Below are 14,560 nucleotides of genomic sequence, written 5' to 3' on the forward strand. Positions count from 1 at the left end.
GAGGATCACATGAGACTGAACTACACGACTGCCATGGCGCTTGCGCTGATGGTCACAGGCGCGCCCGCCTTCGCCGATATGGAGGCCGCGAAGGCTTTCCTCGACAAGGAAATCGGCGACATGTCGACGCTGACCCGGCCCGAGCAGGAGGCCGAGATGCAGTGGTTCATCGACGCCGCCGCGCCGCTGGCCGGGATGGAGATCAAGGTGGTCTCCGAAACCATCACCACCCATGAATATGAATCGAAGGTGCTGGCGCCGGCCTTCACCGCCATCACCGGCATCAAGGTCACTCATGACCTGATCGGCGAGGGCGATGTGGTCGAAAAGCTTCAGACCCAGATGCAGACCGGCGAGAACATCTATGACGGCTATGTCAACGACAGCGACCTGATCGGCACCCATTGGCGCTATCAGCAGGCCCGCGACCTGACCAAATGGATGGCCGAGGAGGGCAAGGATTTCACCAATCCCGGCCTCGATCTGCCGGATTTCATCGGGCTGAAATTCACCACCGCGCCGGATGGCGACCTGTATCAGCTGCCCGACCAGCAATTCGCCAACCTCTACTGGTTCCGCTATGACTGGTTCAACGACCAGAAGACCAAGGACGATTTCAAGGCCAAATATGGCTATGACCTCGGCGTGCCGGTGAACTGGTCGGCTTACGAGGATATCGCCGAATTCTTCACCGGCCGCGACATGTCCTATATCGAGGGCGGTCCCACCAAGGCCTGGGGCAACATGGATTACGGCAAGAAGGACCCCAGCCTCGGCTGGCGTTACACCGATGCCTGGATGTCCATGGCCGGCATGGGCGACAAGGGTGACCCGAACGGGTTGCCGGTCGATGAATGGGGCATCCGCGTCGACGAGAACTCGCGGCCCGTCGGTTCCTGCGTGGCGCGCGGTGGCGCGACCAACGATGCCGCTGCCGTCTATGCCGTGACCAAGGCCATCGACTGGCTGAAGGCCTATACGCCGCCGGAGGCCATGGGCATGACCTTCGGCGAGGCGGGGCCGGTGCCGGCGCGCGGCGACATCGCCCAGCAGATGTTCTGGTATACCGCCTTCACCGCCGACATGGTCAAGGAAGGCACCCCCGTCGTGAACGCGGACGGCACGCCGAAATGGCGCATGGCACCCTCGCCCCATGGCGCCTATTGGTCCGAAGGCACCAAGATCGGCTATCAGGACGTGGGGTCGTGGACGCTGCTGAAATCGACCCCGGTCGACCGCGCGCAGGCGGCGTGGCTTTATGCGCAGTTCGTCACCTCGAAAACGGTCGATGTGAAGAAATCCGATGTCGGGCTGACCTTCATCCGCCAGTCGACCATCGACAGCGAGCATTTCACCGAACGCGCGCCGAAACTGGGCGGTCTGATCGAATTCTACCGCTCGCCCGCCCGTGTGCAGTGGTCGCCGACCGGCACCAATATCCCCGATTATCCGAAGCTGGCCCAACTGTGGTGGCAGAATATCGGCGATGCGCTGTCGGGCGCGAAAACCCCGCAGGAGGCGCTGGATGCGCTGTGTGCCGAGCAGGAGAAGGTGCTTGAGCGGCTGGAGCGTGCGGGCGTGCAGGGCGATCTCGGTCCGAAGATGAACGAGGAGAAGGACCCGCAGGAATGGCTGGACGCGGAAGGCGCGCCGGTTGCCAAGCTGGAAAACGAGAAGCCGCAGGGCGAGACCATCGCCTATGACGAGCTGATCAAGTCCTGGCAGTAAGCCCGGATCTCGGGCGGGCGGCTTGCGGGCCGCCCGCCGTCACTTTCTTTTCACGTCGGGACCATCGCCATGACCCATATCCTCGCCATCGATCAGGGCACCACCTCGTCCCGCGCCATCCTGTTTGATGCGGAGCTGCGCCCCGTCGCCGTTGCGCAGGAGGAATTCCCCCAGCATTACCCGCAATCGGGCTGGGTCGAGCATGACCCCTCGGACATCTGGGCCACCGTCGCCGCCACCGCCCGCGCGGCCATCGAGAAGGCCGGGATCACCGCCGCCGCCATCACCGCCATCGGCATCACCAATCAGCGCGAGACCACGCTGCTGTGGGACCGTGCCACCGGCCAGCCGCTTCACAATGCTATCGTCTGGCAGGACCGCCGCACCTCCGGGATCTGCGCCGACCTGAAGGATCAGGGCCATGAGGCGATGATTACGGCCCGCACCGGATTGCTTCTGGACCCCTATTTCTCGGGCACCAAGCTGAAATGGCTGCTCGATACCATCCCCGGCGCCCGTACCCGCGCCGAAAAGGGCGAGCTGGCCTTCGGCACCGTCGACAGCTGGCTGATCTGGAACCTGACGGGCGGCCGTGTCCACGCGACCGACGCCACGAATGCCGCCCGCACCCTGCTGTATAACATCGCCGAGAACCGCTGGGACGACGAGATCCTGGCCCTGCTGGACATTCCGGCGGCGCTGCTGCCCGAAGTCCGCGACTGCGCCGATGATTTCGGCACCACCCGCGCCGATCTGTTCGGGCGCGAGATCCCGATTCTGGGCGTCGCCGGCGACCAGCATGCCGCCGCCATCGGGCAGGCCTGTTTTCAGCCCGGCATGATGAAATCGACCTATGGCACCGGCTGCTTCGCGCTGCTGAATACCGGCGATCAGATGGTGCCCTCGACCAACCGTCTGCTGACGACCATCGCCTATCGGCTGGACGGGCGGACCACCTATGCGCTGGAAGGCTCGATCTTCATCGCGGGCGCGGTGGTGCAATGGCTGCGCGACGGGCTGAAGATCATCCGCCATGCCTCGGAAACGCAGGCGCTTGCCGAGGCGGCCGATCCGACGCAGGAGGTGGTGTTGGTCCCGGCCTTTACTGGCCTCGGTGCGCCCTACTGGCACCCCGAAAGCCGGGGCGCGGTCTACGGGCTGACCCGCAATTCGGGGCCGGCCGAATTCGCCCGCGCGGCGCTGGAGAGCGTGGGCTATCAGACCCGCGACCTGCTGGAAGCGATGCGCGCCGACTGGAGCGCCGGGGCCGAGGGCGTGTTGCGCGTCGATGGCGGCATGGTCGCCTCGGACTGGGCGATGCAGTTCCTGTCGGACATTCTGGGCGCACCGGTCGACCGGCCTGTGGTGACGGAAACCACCGCGCTCGGCGCGGCCTGGCTCGCCGGGATGCGCGCGGGCATCTATCCGGGGCCGGAGGGTTTCGCCGAAAGCTGGGCGCTGGAACGCCGCTTCGATCCGGGCATGGATGACGACACGCGCAGCGCGAAATACGCCCGCTGGCAGCGCGCCGTCCAAGCCACGATTGCCGCGACATGAGCGCCTTCGGTTTCGCGCTGCCCGGACAGGTGCTGTTCGGACGTGGAGAGGCCGCGAAAGCCCTCGGTCTGATCGCCGCCTTCGGGGGCAGGGGCGTGGTCGTGCATGGCGCCTCGGCGGCGCGCGCCGCATGGCTGGTCGAGGCGCTGCGCGACGCGGGACTTCGGGTCGCGACCATCAGCTGCGGGTCGGAACCGACGCTGCCGATGCTGCTAAAGGCGCTGGATCAGGCCCGCGCTGCCCGTCCCGACTGGGTCGTGGCCCTTGGCGGCGGCGCGGTGATCGACATGGGCAAGGCGCTGGCGGCGCTGATCCCCGCGCCTTCCGAGCCGATGGATCATCTTGAGGTGGTGGGGAAGGGTCTGCCCTTGACGGCGCCCCCGCTGCCCTTCGTGGCCATCCCCACCACCGCCGGCACCGGGGCCGAGGCCACGCGCAACGCCGTCATCGGCCTGCCGGAACATGGTCGCAAGGTCTCGCTGCGCGATGCGCAGATGCTGCCCCGCATCGCCATCGTCGATCCGGCCCTGACCGATGGCAGCCCGCGCGCGGTGACGCTGGCCTCGGGTCTCGACGCGCTGGCGCAGGTGATCGAGCCTTATGTCTCCGCCAAGGCCACGCCCTTCACCGATGCGATCGCGCTTCCGGCCATTGCGCCGGGCCTTGAAGCGCTGGCACGGTTGATGGAGGCCGAGGACCCGGCCGCGCGCGATACCATGGCCTGGGTCAGCCTGTCGGGCGGCATCGCGCTGGCGAATGGCGGCTTGGGCGCGGTGCATGGGCTGGCCGGGGTGATCGGTGGCGTGACGCCTGCGGCGCATGGTGCGATCTGCGGCGCGCTGCTGGGGCCGGTGCTGGGAATGAACCGGCTGCGCGCCGACGGTGCGGCGGCGGCACGCATCGCCACCGTCTGCGCCATCATTGCCGAGGCGCTCTCAGTGCCCGAGGCCGAAGCGCCCGCCGCCCTCGCCAACTGGACCCGAAAGGCAGGACTTCCGGGTCTGCTGGCGCAGGGGCTGGCCCCGGCGCTGCACCATCAGGTGGCGGTCGCGGCGATGCAAAGCTCCTCCTACAAGGGGAATCCGGTGACGCTGACGGTGTCGGATCTGGAACAGGTGCTGGGCGCAGCGGCCTGAGGGCGGCCTGATCGTCAGTTGCCGTTATCGCCCTGCCGCACCCGCGCCAAAAGGATCACCGGCAATACCCCGACGATGACGATGGCGAGCGCGGCGAGTGCCGCCTCCTCATAGGTGCCGCGTGCGGCCTCGCCGTAAAGATGGGTGGCGAGCGTTTCGAAGTTCAGCGGCCGCAGCATCAGCGTGGCCGAAAGCTCCTTCATGCAGTCGACAAAGACCAGCAGGCCCGCTGCCGCGATGGTGGGGCGCGACAGCGGCAGGTGAATGCGGCGCAGCGTGGCGCCCGCGCCATGGCCCAGTGTGCGGGCGGCGTTGTCATAGCTGCGCGGGATTCGGCTGAGGCCCGCCTCGACCGAGCCGATCGAAATGGCCAGAAACCGCGCCAGATAGGCATAGCCAAGCGCCGTCCCCGAGCCGATCAGCAACAACCCGGTCGACACCCCGAACCAGTCCTGCGCGCTGCGATCGATCAGCCGGTCGAGATTGGCGACCGCGATCAGCACGCCCAGCCCCAGCACGGTCCCCGGCATGGCATAGCCCAGCGAGGCGATGCGTTGCAACGCCAGCATCCCGCGATGCGGCAGGAGGCGGGTCGCATAGGCGACGATCAGCCCGCAGATCAGCACCGCCACCGTGGCCCCGGCAGAGAGCAGGAAGGTGTTGCGCGCTTCGACCAGCAGCCGGTCCGAGAGGCCGGCGAACTGAAAGCGCTTCCACGCCTCGACGGCCAGAAACAGGGCCGGGGCCAGAAAGCCGAAAGTGACGGGCACCAGCCCCGCCATCAGGGCGGCGGCGGCCTTCACGCCATGCAGGCGCTGGGGCCGGAACTGCCGCGCCCGCCGCGCGCCTGCGCTGTAATGCTGGCGCCGCCGCGCCCAGCGTTCCAACGAAACCAGCGCCACGACCAGCAACACCAGCGCGAGCGAGATCTGCGCCGCACCCGGCAGGTCCGAGCGCGTCACCCAGGTGGTATAGATCGAGATGGTCAGCGAGCGGACGCCCAGAAACTCCGATGCGCCGATGTCATTCAGCGTTTCCATCAGGGCCAGACTGACGCCGACGGCGATGGCCGGGCGCGCCAGCGGCAGCGCCACGCGCCAGAAGATCTGGTGCGGGCGGGTCCCGAGCGTGCGCGAGACCTCGACCAGACTGGCGGCCTGGGTCATGAACATCGCCCGCGTCGGCAGGTAGACATAGGGGTAAAGCACCAGCCCCAGCAGCAGGATCGCGCCGGGCATCGAGCGGATGTCGGGCAGCCGGAACTCGCGCGGGCTGGTATAGCCCAGCAGATCGCGGATCAGCGATTGCACCGGCCCCAGGGGGTGCAGCAGGTCCAGATAGGCATAGGCGACGATATAGGTCGGCACCGCCAGCGGCAGCAGCAGCGCCCATTCCAGCACCCGGCGGCCGGGGAAATCATAGGCGGTCACCAGCCAGGCCGCGCCGGTGCCCAGCACCGTGACCATCAGGCCGACCCCCGCCATCAGCATCGCCGTCTGGCCGAGCGCGTGGGGCAGAACATAGGCCGCAAGGTGGCGCCACAGCCCGTCCGAGCCTTGCGCCGCCTGCCAGATCAGCGCCGCCACCGGCACCATGATCAGCGCCGCGATCAGCGCCGAGGCCAATATCCATCCGGCGCCGCGGATCGCGATGCGGCGACGAGGGGGCGGGGCAGTGGCGGCGGCTTCTGCGGTCTCGGTCATGGAAAAAGGGCCGGGCGGAGCGTGACCGCCCGGCCTCTGATCCTCAGTTGTCGAAGCCGACCTTGTCGACGAGCGCGCTCGCCTCGGCCCGGTTGGCAACGATTTCGGTCAGCGGCGTCGGGTCGACCTTCAGTTCGCCGAACGAGGCGACGATCGGGTCGAGCGCCACGCCCGGCTTGACCGGATATTCGAAATTGGCCTCGCCATAGATCTTCTGCGCCTCGTCCGAGACCAGGAATTCCAGCAGCTTGACGGCTTCTTCCTTGTTCGGGGCATATTTGGCGACGGCGGCGCCGCTGATGTTCACATGGGTGCCGCCATCTTCGAAGGTCGGCAGGATCACCTTGATGGCGTCGCCCCAGGCGCGCTGTTCGTCACCGCCCTTGCCCGACCGCATCAGCCCGACATAGTAGGAATTCGCCACCGCGATGTCGCAGATGCCGCCCAGAATGTCCTTGGCGCCGTCACGGTCGCCGCCGCCGGCCTTGCGGGCCAGATTGGCCTTCACGCCTTCCAGCCAGGTCTCGGTCTGTTCGGCGCCGTGATGCGACAGGAAGGCCGAGAACAGGCCGGTATTATAGGGGTGCTGGCCAGAACGGATGCACAGCTTACCCTTCCAGGCCGGATCGGCCAGCTGTTCATAGGTGATGCTGTCCAGTTCCAGATCCTTGGCGGCATAGACGACGCGGGCGCGCATCGACAGGGCGAACCACTGTTTCCCCGGATCGCGCAGGTTTTCGGGAACGGCGGCGGTCAGCACCTCGGATTCGACCGGCTGGGTCAGGCCCTTGTCGACCAGATCGGCCAGGTTGCCGGCATCGACCGCCATCAGCAGGTCGGCGGGCGAGGCTTCCCCTTCCGAGGCCACGCGCTCGGCCAGACCGTCCTTCAGGAAGACGGTGTTCACCTTGACGCCGGTTTCCTTGGTGAAGGCTTCCAGCAGCGGCTCGACCAGACCCGGTTCGCGCGAGGTGTAGAGGTTCAGCTCTTGCGCGGCGACGCTGGTGCCCAGAAGGGCCAGCGTGGCGGTGCACAGCGTCAGGCGGGTCTTGGTGTTGATCGTCATGGTCAGCCTTTCGGAGGACAGGGCCGTTGGTCGGCGTGGGTTCCTGACCTGCGCTATAGAAACTGATTGTTTCAGTCAAGTTTCTTTGGCGGGGGCGGAGTGTCGGCTTCGGCGAAGACATGGACCTGCGCGCCGTTGAGGTTCAGCTTGACCTGCTCTCCCACGGCCATGGGGCTGCGGGTATGGCTGTGGATGCGCAGGGGCTGGGCCAGCGGGTGGACGCTGATATCCATCTGCTCGCTTTCGCCGAGAAAGGATTTGCCCAGGATGCGCGCGGTGATCCCTTCGCCGTCGCGCATCACCGCCAGTGTCTGCGGGCGGATGCAGGCCACCGCCAGCGCCCCTTCGGGCAGGTCCAGATCGGCGGGGAAACGACCGATCGGGGTCTCGATATTGCCCTTGGCCCAGATGCCGTTCAGCCGGTTGCAGGGGCCCATGAACTCGGCCGCGTAGGACGAGACCGGGCGGTCGTAGATGTCATAGGGCGAGCCGCTCTGTTCGACGCGGCCGTGCCGCATCAGCACCACCTGATCGCCCACCGCCATGGCCTCCTGCGGGTCATGGGTGACGATGATGGCGGTAGTGTCCAGCGATTTCAGGATTTCGACGGTCTCGCGGCGCACGCGTTCGCGCAGGCCCTGATCGAGGTTCGAAAACGGCTCGTCCATCAGCAGGATCGCCGGTTTGGGCGCCAGCGCCCGCGCGAGCGCCACGCGCTGCTGCTCGCCGCCCGACAGCGAATGCGGATAGCGCCCGATCAGATGGGCCACACCGATCCGCTGGGCGACCTCGGCGATGCGGGCCTTCTGCTCGGCCTTCGGCAGTCCGCGCAACCCGAAGGCGAGGTTGTCCTCGACGCTGAGATGGGGGAACAGCGCATAATCCTGGAACATGAAGCCGACATTGCGGGCCTCTGGCGCAACGAAGGTCTGCGGCCCCGAAACCTGTTGTCCGGCCATCGCGATGCTGCCGCCATCGGGGCGGTCGATGCCGGAAATCAGCCCCAGCAGCGTCGATTTGCCGCAGCCGGATTCCCCCAGAAGGCAGGTGATCCCCCCACGCGGCACTGCCAGCGAGACATCCACCAGCACATCCTGCCGACCGAAACGGCGCGACACCCGGTCAAGCTCAAGCGCGATTGGCTGGCTGGCTGACATTTTCCTCGCTTTCGTACAGGGCGGCGGCAGTTGGGCTGCGGCCGTGTGACCTTGCAGTTAATCAGCACAGGCCGCGCCGTCCAGTCGATCCGTCCCACGGCAGCGTGATCAGCCCCCAGCAGCCGCAGCCGCGGCATGCGCCCAGAGCCGGTCCATTTCGGCGCTGGCGGGGGTGCGCATCCGGTAAAGCCTGACCGCGACCTGCAGACCGAATTCGGGTGGCCCGACCGGCAGCAATGTGCCCTGCGCCAACTCGTCACGGATTGCCAGTTCGGGCAGCCATGCCACGCCCGCGCCGGCAAGTGCGGCAGGCTTCAGCGCCTCGGCCATGGAGTTTTCATAATGAAAGATCAGCCGCTGGTTCAGCCCATGGGCCTCGACCAGGGGCTGAACCAGCCGGCCGAGGAAGCTTTCGGGCGAATAGCACAGATAGGGCACCGGCCCGGAGCCGCCCAGATCGTGGCGCGGGCGTCCCTGCGCATCGGGCGCGCTGACCGGCACGATGCGGTCCTGCGCCAGTTCGACCGAGGGGAAGCTGGCGCTGTCCAGCGACATCTGCACGCCCGGATGGCTGTAGCACAGCATCGCGTCGCAGCTGCCCGAGATCAGCGCCTCGACACAGCCCGACAGGTTGTCGGGCACGACGCGGGTTTTCTGCTTGCCGAGCGCCGCCTCGATCCCGGCCAGCCAGCGCGGGAAGAAATTGATCCCCAGCGTGTGCAGCGCGGCGAAGCTAATGACCTCGTCGGGGCGGGCGACCATGCCGCGGGCCTCCTCGCGCGCATATTGCAGGCTGCGCAGCACGTCTTCGGCGCGTTTGCGGAAGGCCTCGCCCGCCGGGGTCAGGGCGATGGGAAAGACGCTGCGATCCAGCAGCGGCGCGCCCACCCAATATTCCAGATTGCGGATGCGGCGGCTGAAGGCGGGCTGGCTGACATTGCGGGTTTCCGCCGCGCGCGAGAAGTTTCGGGTGACCGCCAGCACCATGAAATCTTCGATCCAGTTGATTTCCATCCCCGGCCCCCCTCAGCGCAGTCCACAAATGCGGGCGATTCGCGTTGTCATGCAATTTTTGCATAACGCATTCGCGGATGGCATTGGGAATCGCGATTCCGGTTTGCTAGGGAACCGCCAGCCGGGCCGGGCAGAACTGTTCCGCCCCCCGAGGCCGAGATTGACGACCGATGCATTCATGGGCCGGCAGGACGCGATTCCGCCGGATGGGAGAGGATTGACCAATGACCGAGATGCGCACCGAACATGACTCGCTGGGCGAGATGCAACTGCCCGCCGATGCCCTTTATGGCGTCCATACGCAGCGGGCGTTGGACAATTTCCCGATCACCGGGGTCGGGCTGAACCACTTCCCCGAACTGGTCCGGGCGCTGGCGATGGTCAAGAAGGCCGCCGCGATGGCCAACCGCGATCTGGGCGAACTGAACCCGGCCCTTGCCGCGACCATCATCGAGGTCTGCGACGAGATCATCGGCGGTCAGCACCATGACAGCTTCGTTGTCGACATGGTGCAGGGTGGCGCCGGCACCTCGACCAACATGAACACCAACGAGGTCATCGCCAATCTGGGGCTGGCCAAGCTGGGCCATGATTATGGCGACTACGCGCATCTGCATCCGAATGACCACGTCAACCGCTCGCAATCGACCAATGATGTCTATCCGACCGCCATCCGGCTGGCGGTGCTGGCCAAATGTGTCGATCTGGCCGCCGAACAGCGCCGGCTGCGCGACGCTTTCGCCATCAAGGCCCGCGAGTTCGGGCATGTGATGAAGGTCGGCCGCACCCAGCTGCAGGACGCGGTGCCGATCACGCTGGGATCGGAATTCGCCTCTTTCGCGACCACCGTGAACGAGGATATCGACCGGCTGGAGCAGCTGTCGCGCCTGCTGATGGAGGTGAACCTCGGCGGCACCGCAGTCGGCACCGGCATCAACTCGCCCGATGGCTACGCGGCGGCAGCGGTGGAAAACCTTGCGGCGGTCTCGGGCTATCCGCTGGTCGGGGCCTCCGACCTGATCGAGGCCTCGTCGGATCTGGGCGCCTTCATCACCTTCTCGGGCGTGCTGAAACGCATCGCGGTGAAGCTGTCGAAGATCAGCAACGACCTGCGACTGCTGTCCAGCGGTCCGCGCGCCGGGATCGGCGAGATCATCCTGCCGCCGGTTCAGGCGGGATCGTCGATCATGCCGGGCAAAATCAACCCGGTCATCCCCGAGGTGGTCAACCAGGTCGCCTATCAGGTCGTGGGCAACGACATGACCGTCACCATGGCCGCCGAGGCCGGCCAGCTGCAACTGAACGCGATGGAGCCGGTCATCATCTTCAAGGTGCTGGAATCCATGCGTATGCTGACGCGCGCCATGCAGGTGCTGACCGACCGCTGCGTCAGCGGCATCCGCGCCGACGAGGTCCGCTGCGCCCAGCTTCTGGACGGAAGCCTGATCTTCGCCACTGCGCTGGCGCCCAGGATCGGCTATGAGAAGGCCGCCAAGATCGCCAAGACCGCGCATGCGCTGGGTCTGACCATCCGTGAGGCAGCGGCCATTGTCGGCGGCGTCAGCGAGGCCGACCTGGACGCGGCCTTCCTGCCCGATGTAGTGCTGGGTCCGCAGGCGCTGCGCGCGAAGGCGTCATAATCACCACGAATGCAGGAGGGCGGCGCAGTCCTGCGCCGCAGCATTCACCCTGAGGGAGGGGAAATATGACCGAAGACACCGTGAAACCGCGCGGTCTCTGGGGGCGCTGGCGCGGGATGATGCTGTGGAAGCAGATATTCATCGCGCTGGCGCTCGGCGCGGCCCTGGGGATCGCGCTGAATCAGACCGGCCATGCCGATATCGCACTGGCGATCAAGCCGATCGGCACCATGTTTGTGAACGCGATCAAGATGCTGATCGTGCCGCTCATCTTCGTGTCGCTGGTGGTCGGCATGATGTCGATGCAGGATCTGGGCAAGATGGGCCGGGTCGGGCTGAAGACGGTGGTGTTGTATCTGTTCACCACCGCCATCGCCATCACCATCGGTCTTGCGCTGGGAATCCTGCTGCAGCCGGGCGCCGGCATCGACATGTCCGCCGCCGCCAGCGCCGTCGAAGCCGAGGCTGCGCCGAGCGTGGTCCAGATCATCGTCGATCTGATCCCGACCAACCCGATCGCCGCGGCGGTCGATGGCAATGTCCTGCAGATCATCGTCTTCGCGATCCTGTTCGGCATCGCGATCAACTTGGCGGGCGAGAAGGCCGCGCCGGTCCGTGACTTCTTCGAATCGCTGTCCGAGGTGATCTATAAACTTACCGCCATCGTCATCGCTTTCGCGCCTTACGGTGTCTTCGCGCTGATGGTCTGGGTGGCGGGAAGTTACGGCATCGACATGCTGCTGCCCCTGGGCAAGGTGATCTTCGCGGTCTATCTGGGCTGCGTCATCCACGCCCTGCTGGTCTATGGCGGCATGGTCCGGCTGCTGGCGCGGCTGAACCCGCTACGCTTCTTTCAGGGCGTATTCGAACCCGCCATGGTGGCCTTCACCTCGACCTCCAGTTCGGGCACGCTGGCGGTATCGATGACGGCGGCGGAAAAGAATCTGGGCGTGCCGCGCGGGATTTCCAGCTTTGTGCTGCCCCTGGGCGCGACCATCAACATGGACGGAACGGCGCTCTATCAGGGGGTCTGTGCGCTGTTTGTGGCGCAGGCCTTCGGGATCGACCTCAGCGGCACCGATTACCTGACGATCATCCTGACGGCAACGCTGGCCTCGATCGGGACCGCGGGGGTGCCGGGGGCAGGGGTGATCATGCTGTCGCTGGTGCTGGCCTCGGTCGGGCTGCCGCTGGAAGGTGTCGCGGTGATCGCGGGCATCGACCGGATTCTCGACATGGCGCGCACGGCGCTGAACGTGACCGGCGATTGCGCGGTGGCCGTGGTGGTGGCGAAAAGCGAGGGCGAGCTTGACCAGCAGGCCTATGACACCCCCCATGTCATGGACTCGCCTACGCTGAAGGCATTGCGGCAGGACTAGCGCCGCATCTCCTTACCAGACAAAACGGCCCGCAAACCAATCGGTTGCGGGCCGTCTTTCATTTGGCGCCGATGTCAGCCGCGACCCTTGGGCTTGCGCGGCGCGGCGCCGGGCCTGGCCCCGAATTTCGCCGGTTTGCCGGCGGGTTTGCCGGCGGGTTTGTCGGTGCCCCAGCTTTTCGCCTTGGGCTTGCCGGCGGGCTTGCCGCCGAATTTCGCCGCTTTGGCCGGGGCGCCGTCCGAAGCCGCCGCTTTGGCCTTGGCGCTTTTCTGTGCGGCGGTCCAGCGGACCTTTTCGCGCGGCGCTTCGGCGGTGCCGTCGGGATCGCCCTTCGGCGTCCAGCGGGGCTTCGAAGGCTCATCACCGATGGTGCGGCGCTGCCCGGCCTTGAAATCCCGCGCCGGTTTCGACGGGCGCGAGTTCGGGCGCGGTTCGCGCCTGCTGCTGTCCAGCGACGGCTCGCTATGCATCCGGGTCATCATCAGGCCCGGCTCGATCTCATAGGCCTCGCCGAAGCGGGGGGCGTCGGCGGTGGCGATCTGGACGTAGCTTTCGTTCTCGCGGATGCGGATCGCGCCGATGGCGTCGCGGGTGATATTGCCCGCCTCGCAGATTTTCGGCAGCAGCCAGCGCGCTTCGGCCCGCCCGGTATGGCCGACCGAAAGCTGGAACCAGACGGAATCGCCGAATTCGCGCGGGGCGCGCGGGGTCGCGGCGGACGGCGTGGCGGTGTCGGTCAGTTCTTCCGGCGGCGGCCGGCCTTCGCGCCACAGCTGCACGAAGGCGGCGGCGATCTGTTCCGGTCCCACCCGCGCCAGCAGATCATTGGCGATGGTCATGTCCTCAAGCGAGGTTTTCAGCGCCGGATGGTCGAGCATCCGCACATCGTCGCGGGCGCTGACCTCGTCGGCGGACGGCGCCTGACCCCATTCGGCCACGACCTTCGCCCCCGCCAGCAGGCGCTGCGCCTTCTTGTTTTCCGAGGGCGGCACGATCAGCGCCGAGACCCCCTTGGCGCCCGCACGCCCCGTCCGGCCCGAGCGGTGCAGAAGCGTTTCCGAATTGGTCGGCAGATCGGCATGGATCACCAGTTCCAGCCCCGGCAGGTCGATGCCGCGCGCGGCCACATCGGTGGCGATGCAGACGCGGGCGCGGCCGTCGCGCAGGGCCTGCAGCGCGTGGGTGCGTTCCTGCTGGGACAGCTCGCCTGACAGCGCCACCACGCGAAAACCGCGATTGCCCATGCGCGCCAGCAAGTGGTTCACATTGGCGCGGGTCTTGCAGAAGATGATGGCGGTCTGCGCCTCATAATAGCGCAGCAGGTTGAAGATGGCGTTTTCGCGATCACGGGCGGCGACCGACAGCGCGCGATAGGCGATGTCGCCATGCTGGCGCGCCTCGCCCATGGCGGCGACGCGCAGGGCGTCGCGCTGGAAGTCGCGGGCCAGCTTTTCGATCGCATTGGGCACCGTGGCCGAGAACATCAGCGTGCGCCGGGTCTCGGGCGCGGATTCGAGGATGAATTCCAGATCCTCGCGAAAACCCAGATCCAGCATCTCGTCGGCTTCGTCCAGCACCGCCACGCGCAGATCGGCCAGATCCAGCGAGCCGCGCTCGATATGGTCGCGCAACCGGCCGGGGGTGCCCACGACGATCTGCGCGCCACGCGCCAGCGCGCGGCGTTCGGTGCGATAATCCATGCCGCCCACGCAGGTGGCAATCTGGGCGCCGGTCGCGGCATATAGCCAGCCGAGTTCGGATGCGACCTGCAGGGCCAGTTCGCGCGTCGGCGCGATCACCAGCGCGAGGGGCGCCGTGCCTTCGGGCAGGTTGTCGTTTTCGCCCAACAGGTCGGGGGCGGTGGCGATCCCGAAGGCCACCGTCTTGCCCGAGCCGGTCTGGGCCGAGACCAGCAGGTCGCGGCCCTGTGCATCGGGGGCCAGAACCGCCTGCTGCACGGCGGTCAGAGAGTCGTAGCCTCGCTCGGCCAAGGCCGCAGCCAGTGGCGCTGCGATGTCAGTATTGGTCATTTCTTCTGCCTGGAAATGGGGCCGCGGCCCGGATGAGCGGCCCGGTCCCGTTGGCGCGCGACCCAAAACCCACGCGCATCCCAGAACAGCCGATCCGCCGCAGTATCGTCCCACCGGCACAAAGTCAAAGCGGATTCGAGGCAAATCGCC

At 66.8% G+C, this 14,560-nt stretch carries 10 protein-coding genes; 5 read left to right on the forward strand and 5 right to left on the reverse strand.

The window, feature by feature from the left end; genetic code table 11:
* The first annotated feature begins 9 nt into the window (after positions 1–9).
* The 3 genes from H1S04_RS13760 (at position 10) to H1S04_RS13770 (ending at position 4,421) form a co-directional block, all read left to right on the forward strand.
* A complete protein-coding gene (locus tag H1S04_RS13760) occupies positions 10–1,728 on the forward strand; it encodes an ABC transporter substrate-binding protein (RefSeq protein WP_181746110.1) in 1,719 nt (572 codons plus the stop codon).
* Between the two features lie 69 nt (positions 1,729–1,797).
* A complete protein-coding gene (gene glpK / locus H1S04_RS13765; RefSeq protein ID WP_181746111.1) occupies positions 1,798–3,285 on the forward strand; it encodes a glycerol kinase GlpK in 1,488 nt (495 codons plus the stop codon).
* On the forward strand, positions 3,282–4,421 hold the full coding sequence (locus H1S04_RS13770; RefSeq protein ID WP_181746112.1) for an iron-containing alcohol dehydrogenase: 1,140 nt from the start codon (positions 3,282–3,284) through the stop codon (positions 4,419–4,421). The genes glpK and H1S04_RS13770 overlap by 4 nt, the downstream gene beginning before the upstream one ends.
* Positions 4,422–4,435: 14 nt before the next feature.
* On the opposite strand, the gene H1S04_RS13775 is transcribed toward H1S04_RS13770, so the two are convergent.
* The 4 genes from H1S04_RS13775 to H1S04_RS13790 all read right to left on the reverse strand — a co-directional run bounded on the left by H1S04_RS13775 (position 4,436) and on the right by H1S04_RS13790 (position 9,361).
* A complete protein-coding gene (locus tag H1S04_RS13775; protein WP_220185239.1) occupies positions 4,436–6,124 on the reverse strand; it encodes an iron ABC transporter permease in 1,689 nt (562 codons plus the stop codon).
* A 43-nt stretch (positions 6,125–6,167) separates the two neighbouring features.
* Positions 6,168–7,190 carry a Fe(3+) ABC transporter substrate-binding protein gene (locus tag H1S04_RS13780; RefSeq protein ID WP_181746113.1) on the reverse strand — a complete coding sequence of 341 codons (1,023 nt, stop codon included), beginning with the start codon at positions 7,188–7,190 and terminating at the stop codon, positions 6,168–6,170.
* Positions 7,191–7,261: 71 nt separating this feature from the next.
* Positions 7,262–8,347 (reverse strand): ABC transporter ATP-binding protein, encoded by a 1,086-nt coding sequence (locus H1S04_RS13785; RefSeq protein WP_181746114.1) that lies wholly within the window; start codon positions 8,345–8,347, stop codon positions 7,262–7,264.
* A 108-nt stretch (positions 8,348–8,455) separates the two neighbouring features.
* Positions 8,456–9,361, reverse strand: a complete 906-nt coding sequence (locus H1S04_RS13790) for a LysR substrate-binding domain-containing protein (RefSeq protein WP_181746115.1) — start codon at positions 9,359–9,361, stop codon at positions 8,456–8,458.
* A 224-nt stretch (positions 9,362–9,585) separates the two neighbouring features.
* Here H1S04_RS13790 and H1S04_RS13795 point away from each other — a divergent pair, with 224 nt between their 5' ends.
* Positions 9,586–11,001, forward strand: a complete 1,416-nt coding sequence (locus H1S04_RS13795; RefSeq protein WP_181746116.1) for an aspartate ammonia-lyase — start codon at positions 9,586–9,588, stop codon at positions 10,999–11,001.
* Positions 11,002–11,066: 65 nt separating this feature from the next.
* Positions 11,067–12,380 (forward strand): dicarboxylate/amino acid:cation symporter, encoded by a 1,314-nt coding sequence (locus H1S04_RS13800; protein ID WP_220185240.1) that lies wholly within the window; start codon positions 11,067–11,069, stop codon positions 12,378–12,380.
* Positions 12,381–12,454: 74 nt separating this feature from the next.
* Here the strand turns inward: H1S04_RS13800 and H1S04_RS13805 are convergent, their stop codons facing one another.
* Positions 12,455–14,410, reverse strand: coding sequence for a DEAD/DEAH box helicase (locus tag H1S04_RS13805; RefSeq protein WP_181746117.1), 1,956 nt, complete (start codon positions 14,408–14,410; stop codon positions 12,455–12,457).
* Positions 14,411–14,560 lie beyond the last annotated feature (150 nt).

Source organism: Paracoccus sp. S1E-3 (assembly GCF_013868135.1).
Lineage (GTDB): Bacteria > Pseudomonadota > Alphaproteobacteria > Rhodobacterales > Rhodobacteraceae > Paracoccus.

What these genes read in the sequence shown, in the direction of transcription:
- H1S04_RS13800 (WP_220185240.1), top strand. Translation starts at nt 11,067, where the DNA reads ATGACCGAAGACACCGTGAAACCGCGCGGTCTCTGGGGGCGCTGGCGC.
- H1S04_RS13770 (WP_181746112.1), top strand. Translation starts at nt 3,282, where the DNA reads ATGAGCGCCTTCGGTTTCGCGCTGCCCGGACAGGTGCTGTTCGGACGT.
- H1S04_RS13780 (WP_181746113.1), bottom strand. Translation starts at nt 7,190, where the DNA reads ATGACGATCAACACCAAGACCCGCCTGACGCTGTGCACCGCCACGCTG.
- H1S04_RS13790 (WP_181746115.1), bottom strand. Translation starts at nt 9,361, where the DNA reads ATGGAAATCAACTGGATCGAAGATTTCATGGTGCTGGCGGTCACCCGA.
- glpK (WP_181746111.1), top strand. Translation starts at nt 1,798, where the DNA reads ATGACCCATATCCTCGCCATCGATCAGGGCACCACCTCGTCCCGCGCC.
- H1S04_RS13760 (WP_181746110.1), top strand. Translation starts at nt 10, where the DNA reads ATGAGACTGAACTACACGACTGCCATGGCGCTTGCGCTGATGGTCACA.
- H1S04_RS13775 (WP_220185239.1), bottom strand. Translation starts at nt 6,124, where the DNA reads ATGACCGAGACCGCAGAAGCCGCCGCCACTGCCCCGCCCCCTCGTCGC.
- H1S04_RS13785 (WP_181746114.1), bottom strand. Translation starts at nt 8,347, where the DNA reads ATGTCAGCCAGCCAGCCAATCGCGCTTGAGCTTGACCGGGTGTCGCGC.
- H1S04_RS13805 (WP_181746117.1), bottom strand. Translation starts at nt 14,410, where the DNA reads ATGACCAATACTGACATCGCAGCGCCACTGGCTGCGGCCTTGGCCGAG.
- H1S04_RS13795 (WP_181746116.1), top strand. Translation starts at nt 9,586, where the DNA reads ATGACCGAGATGCGCACCGAACATGACTCGCTGGGCGAGATGCAACTG.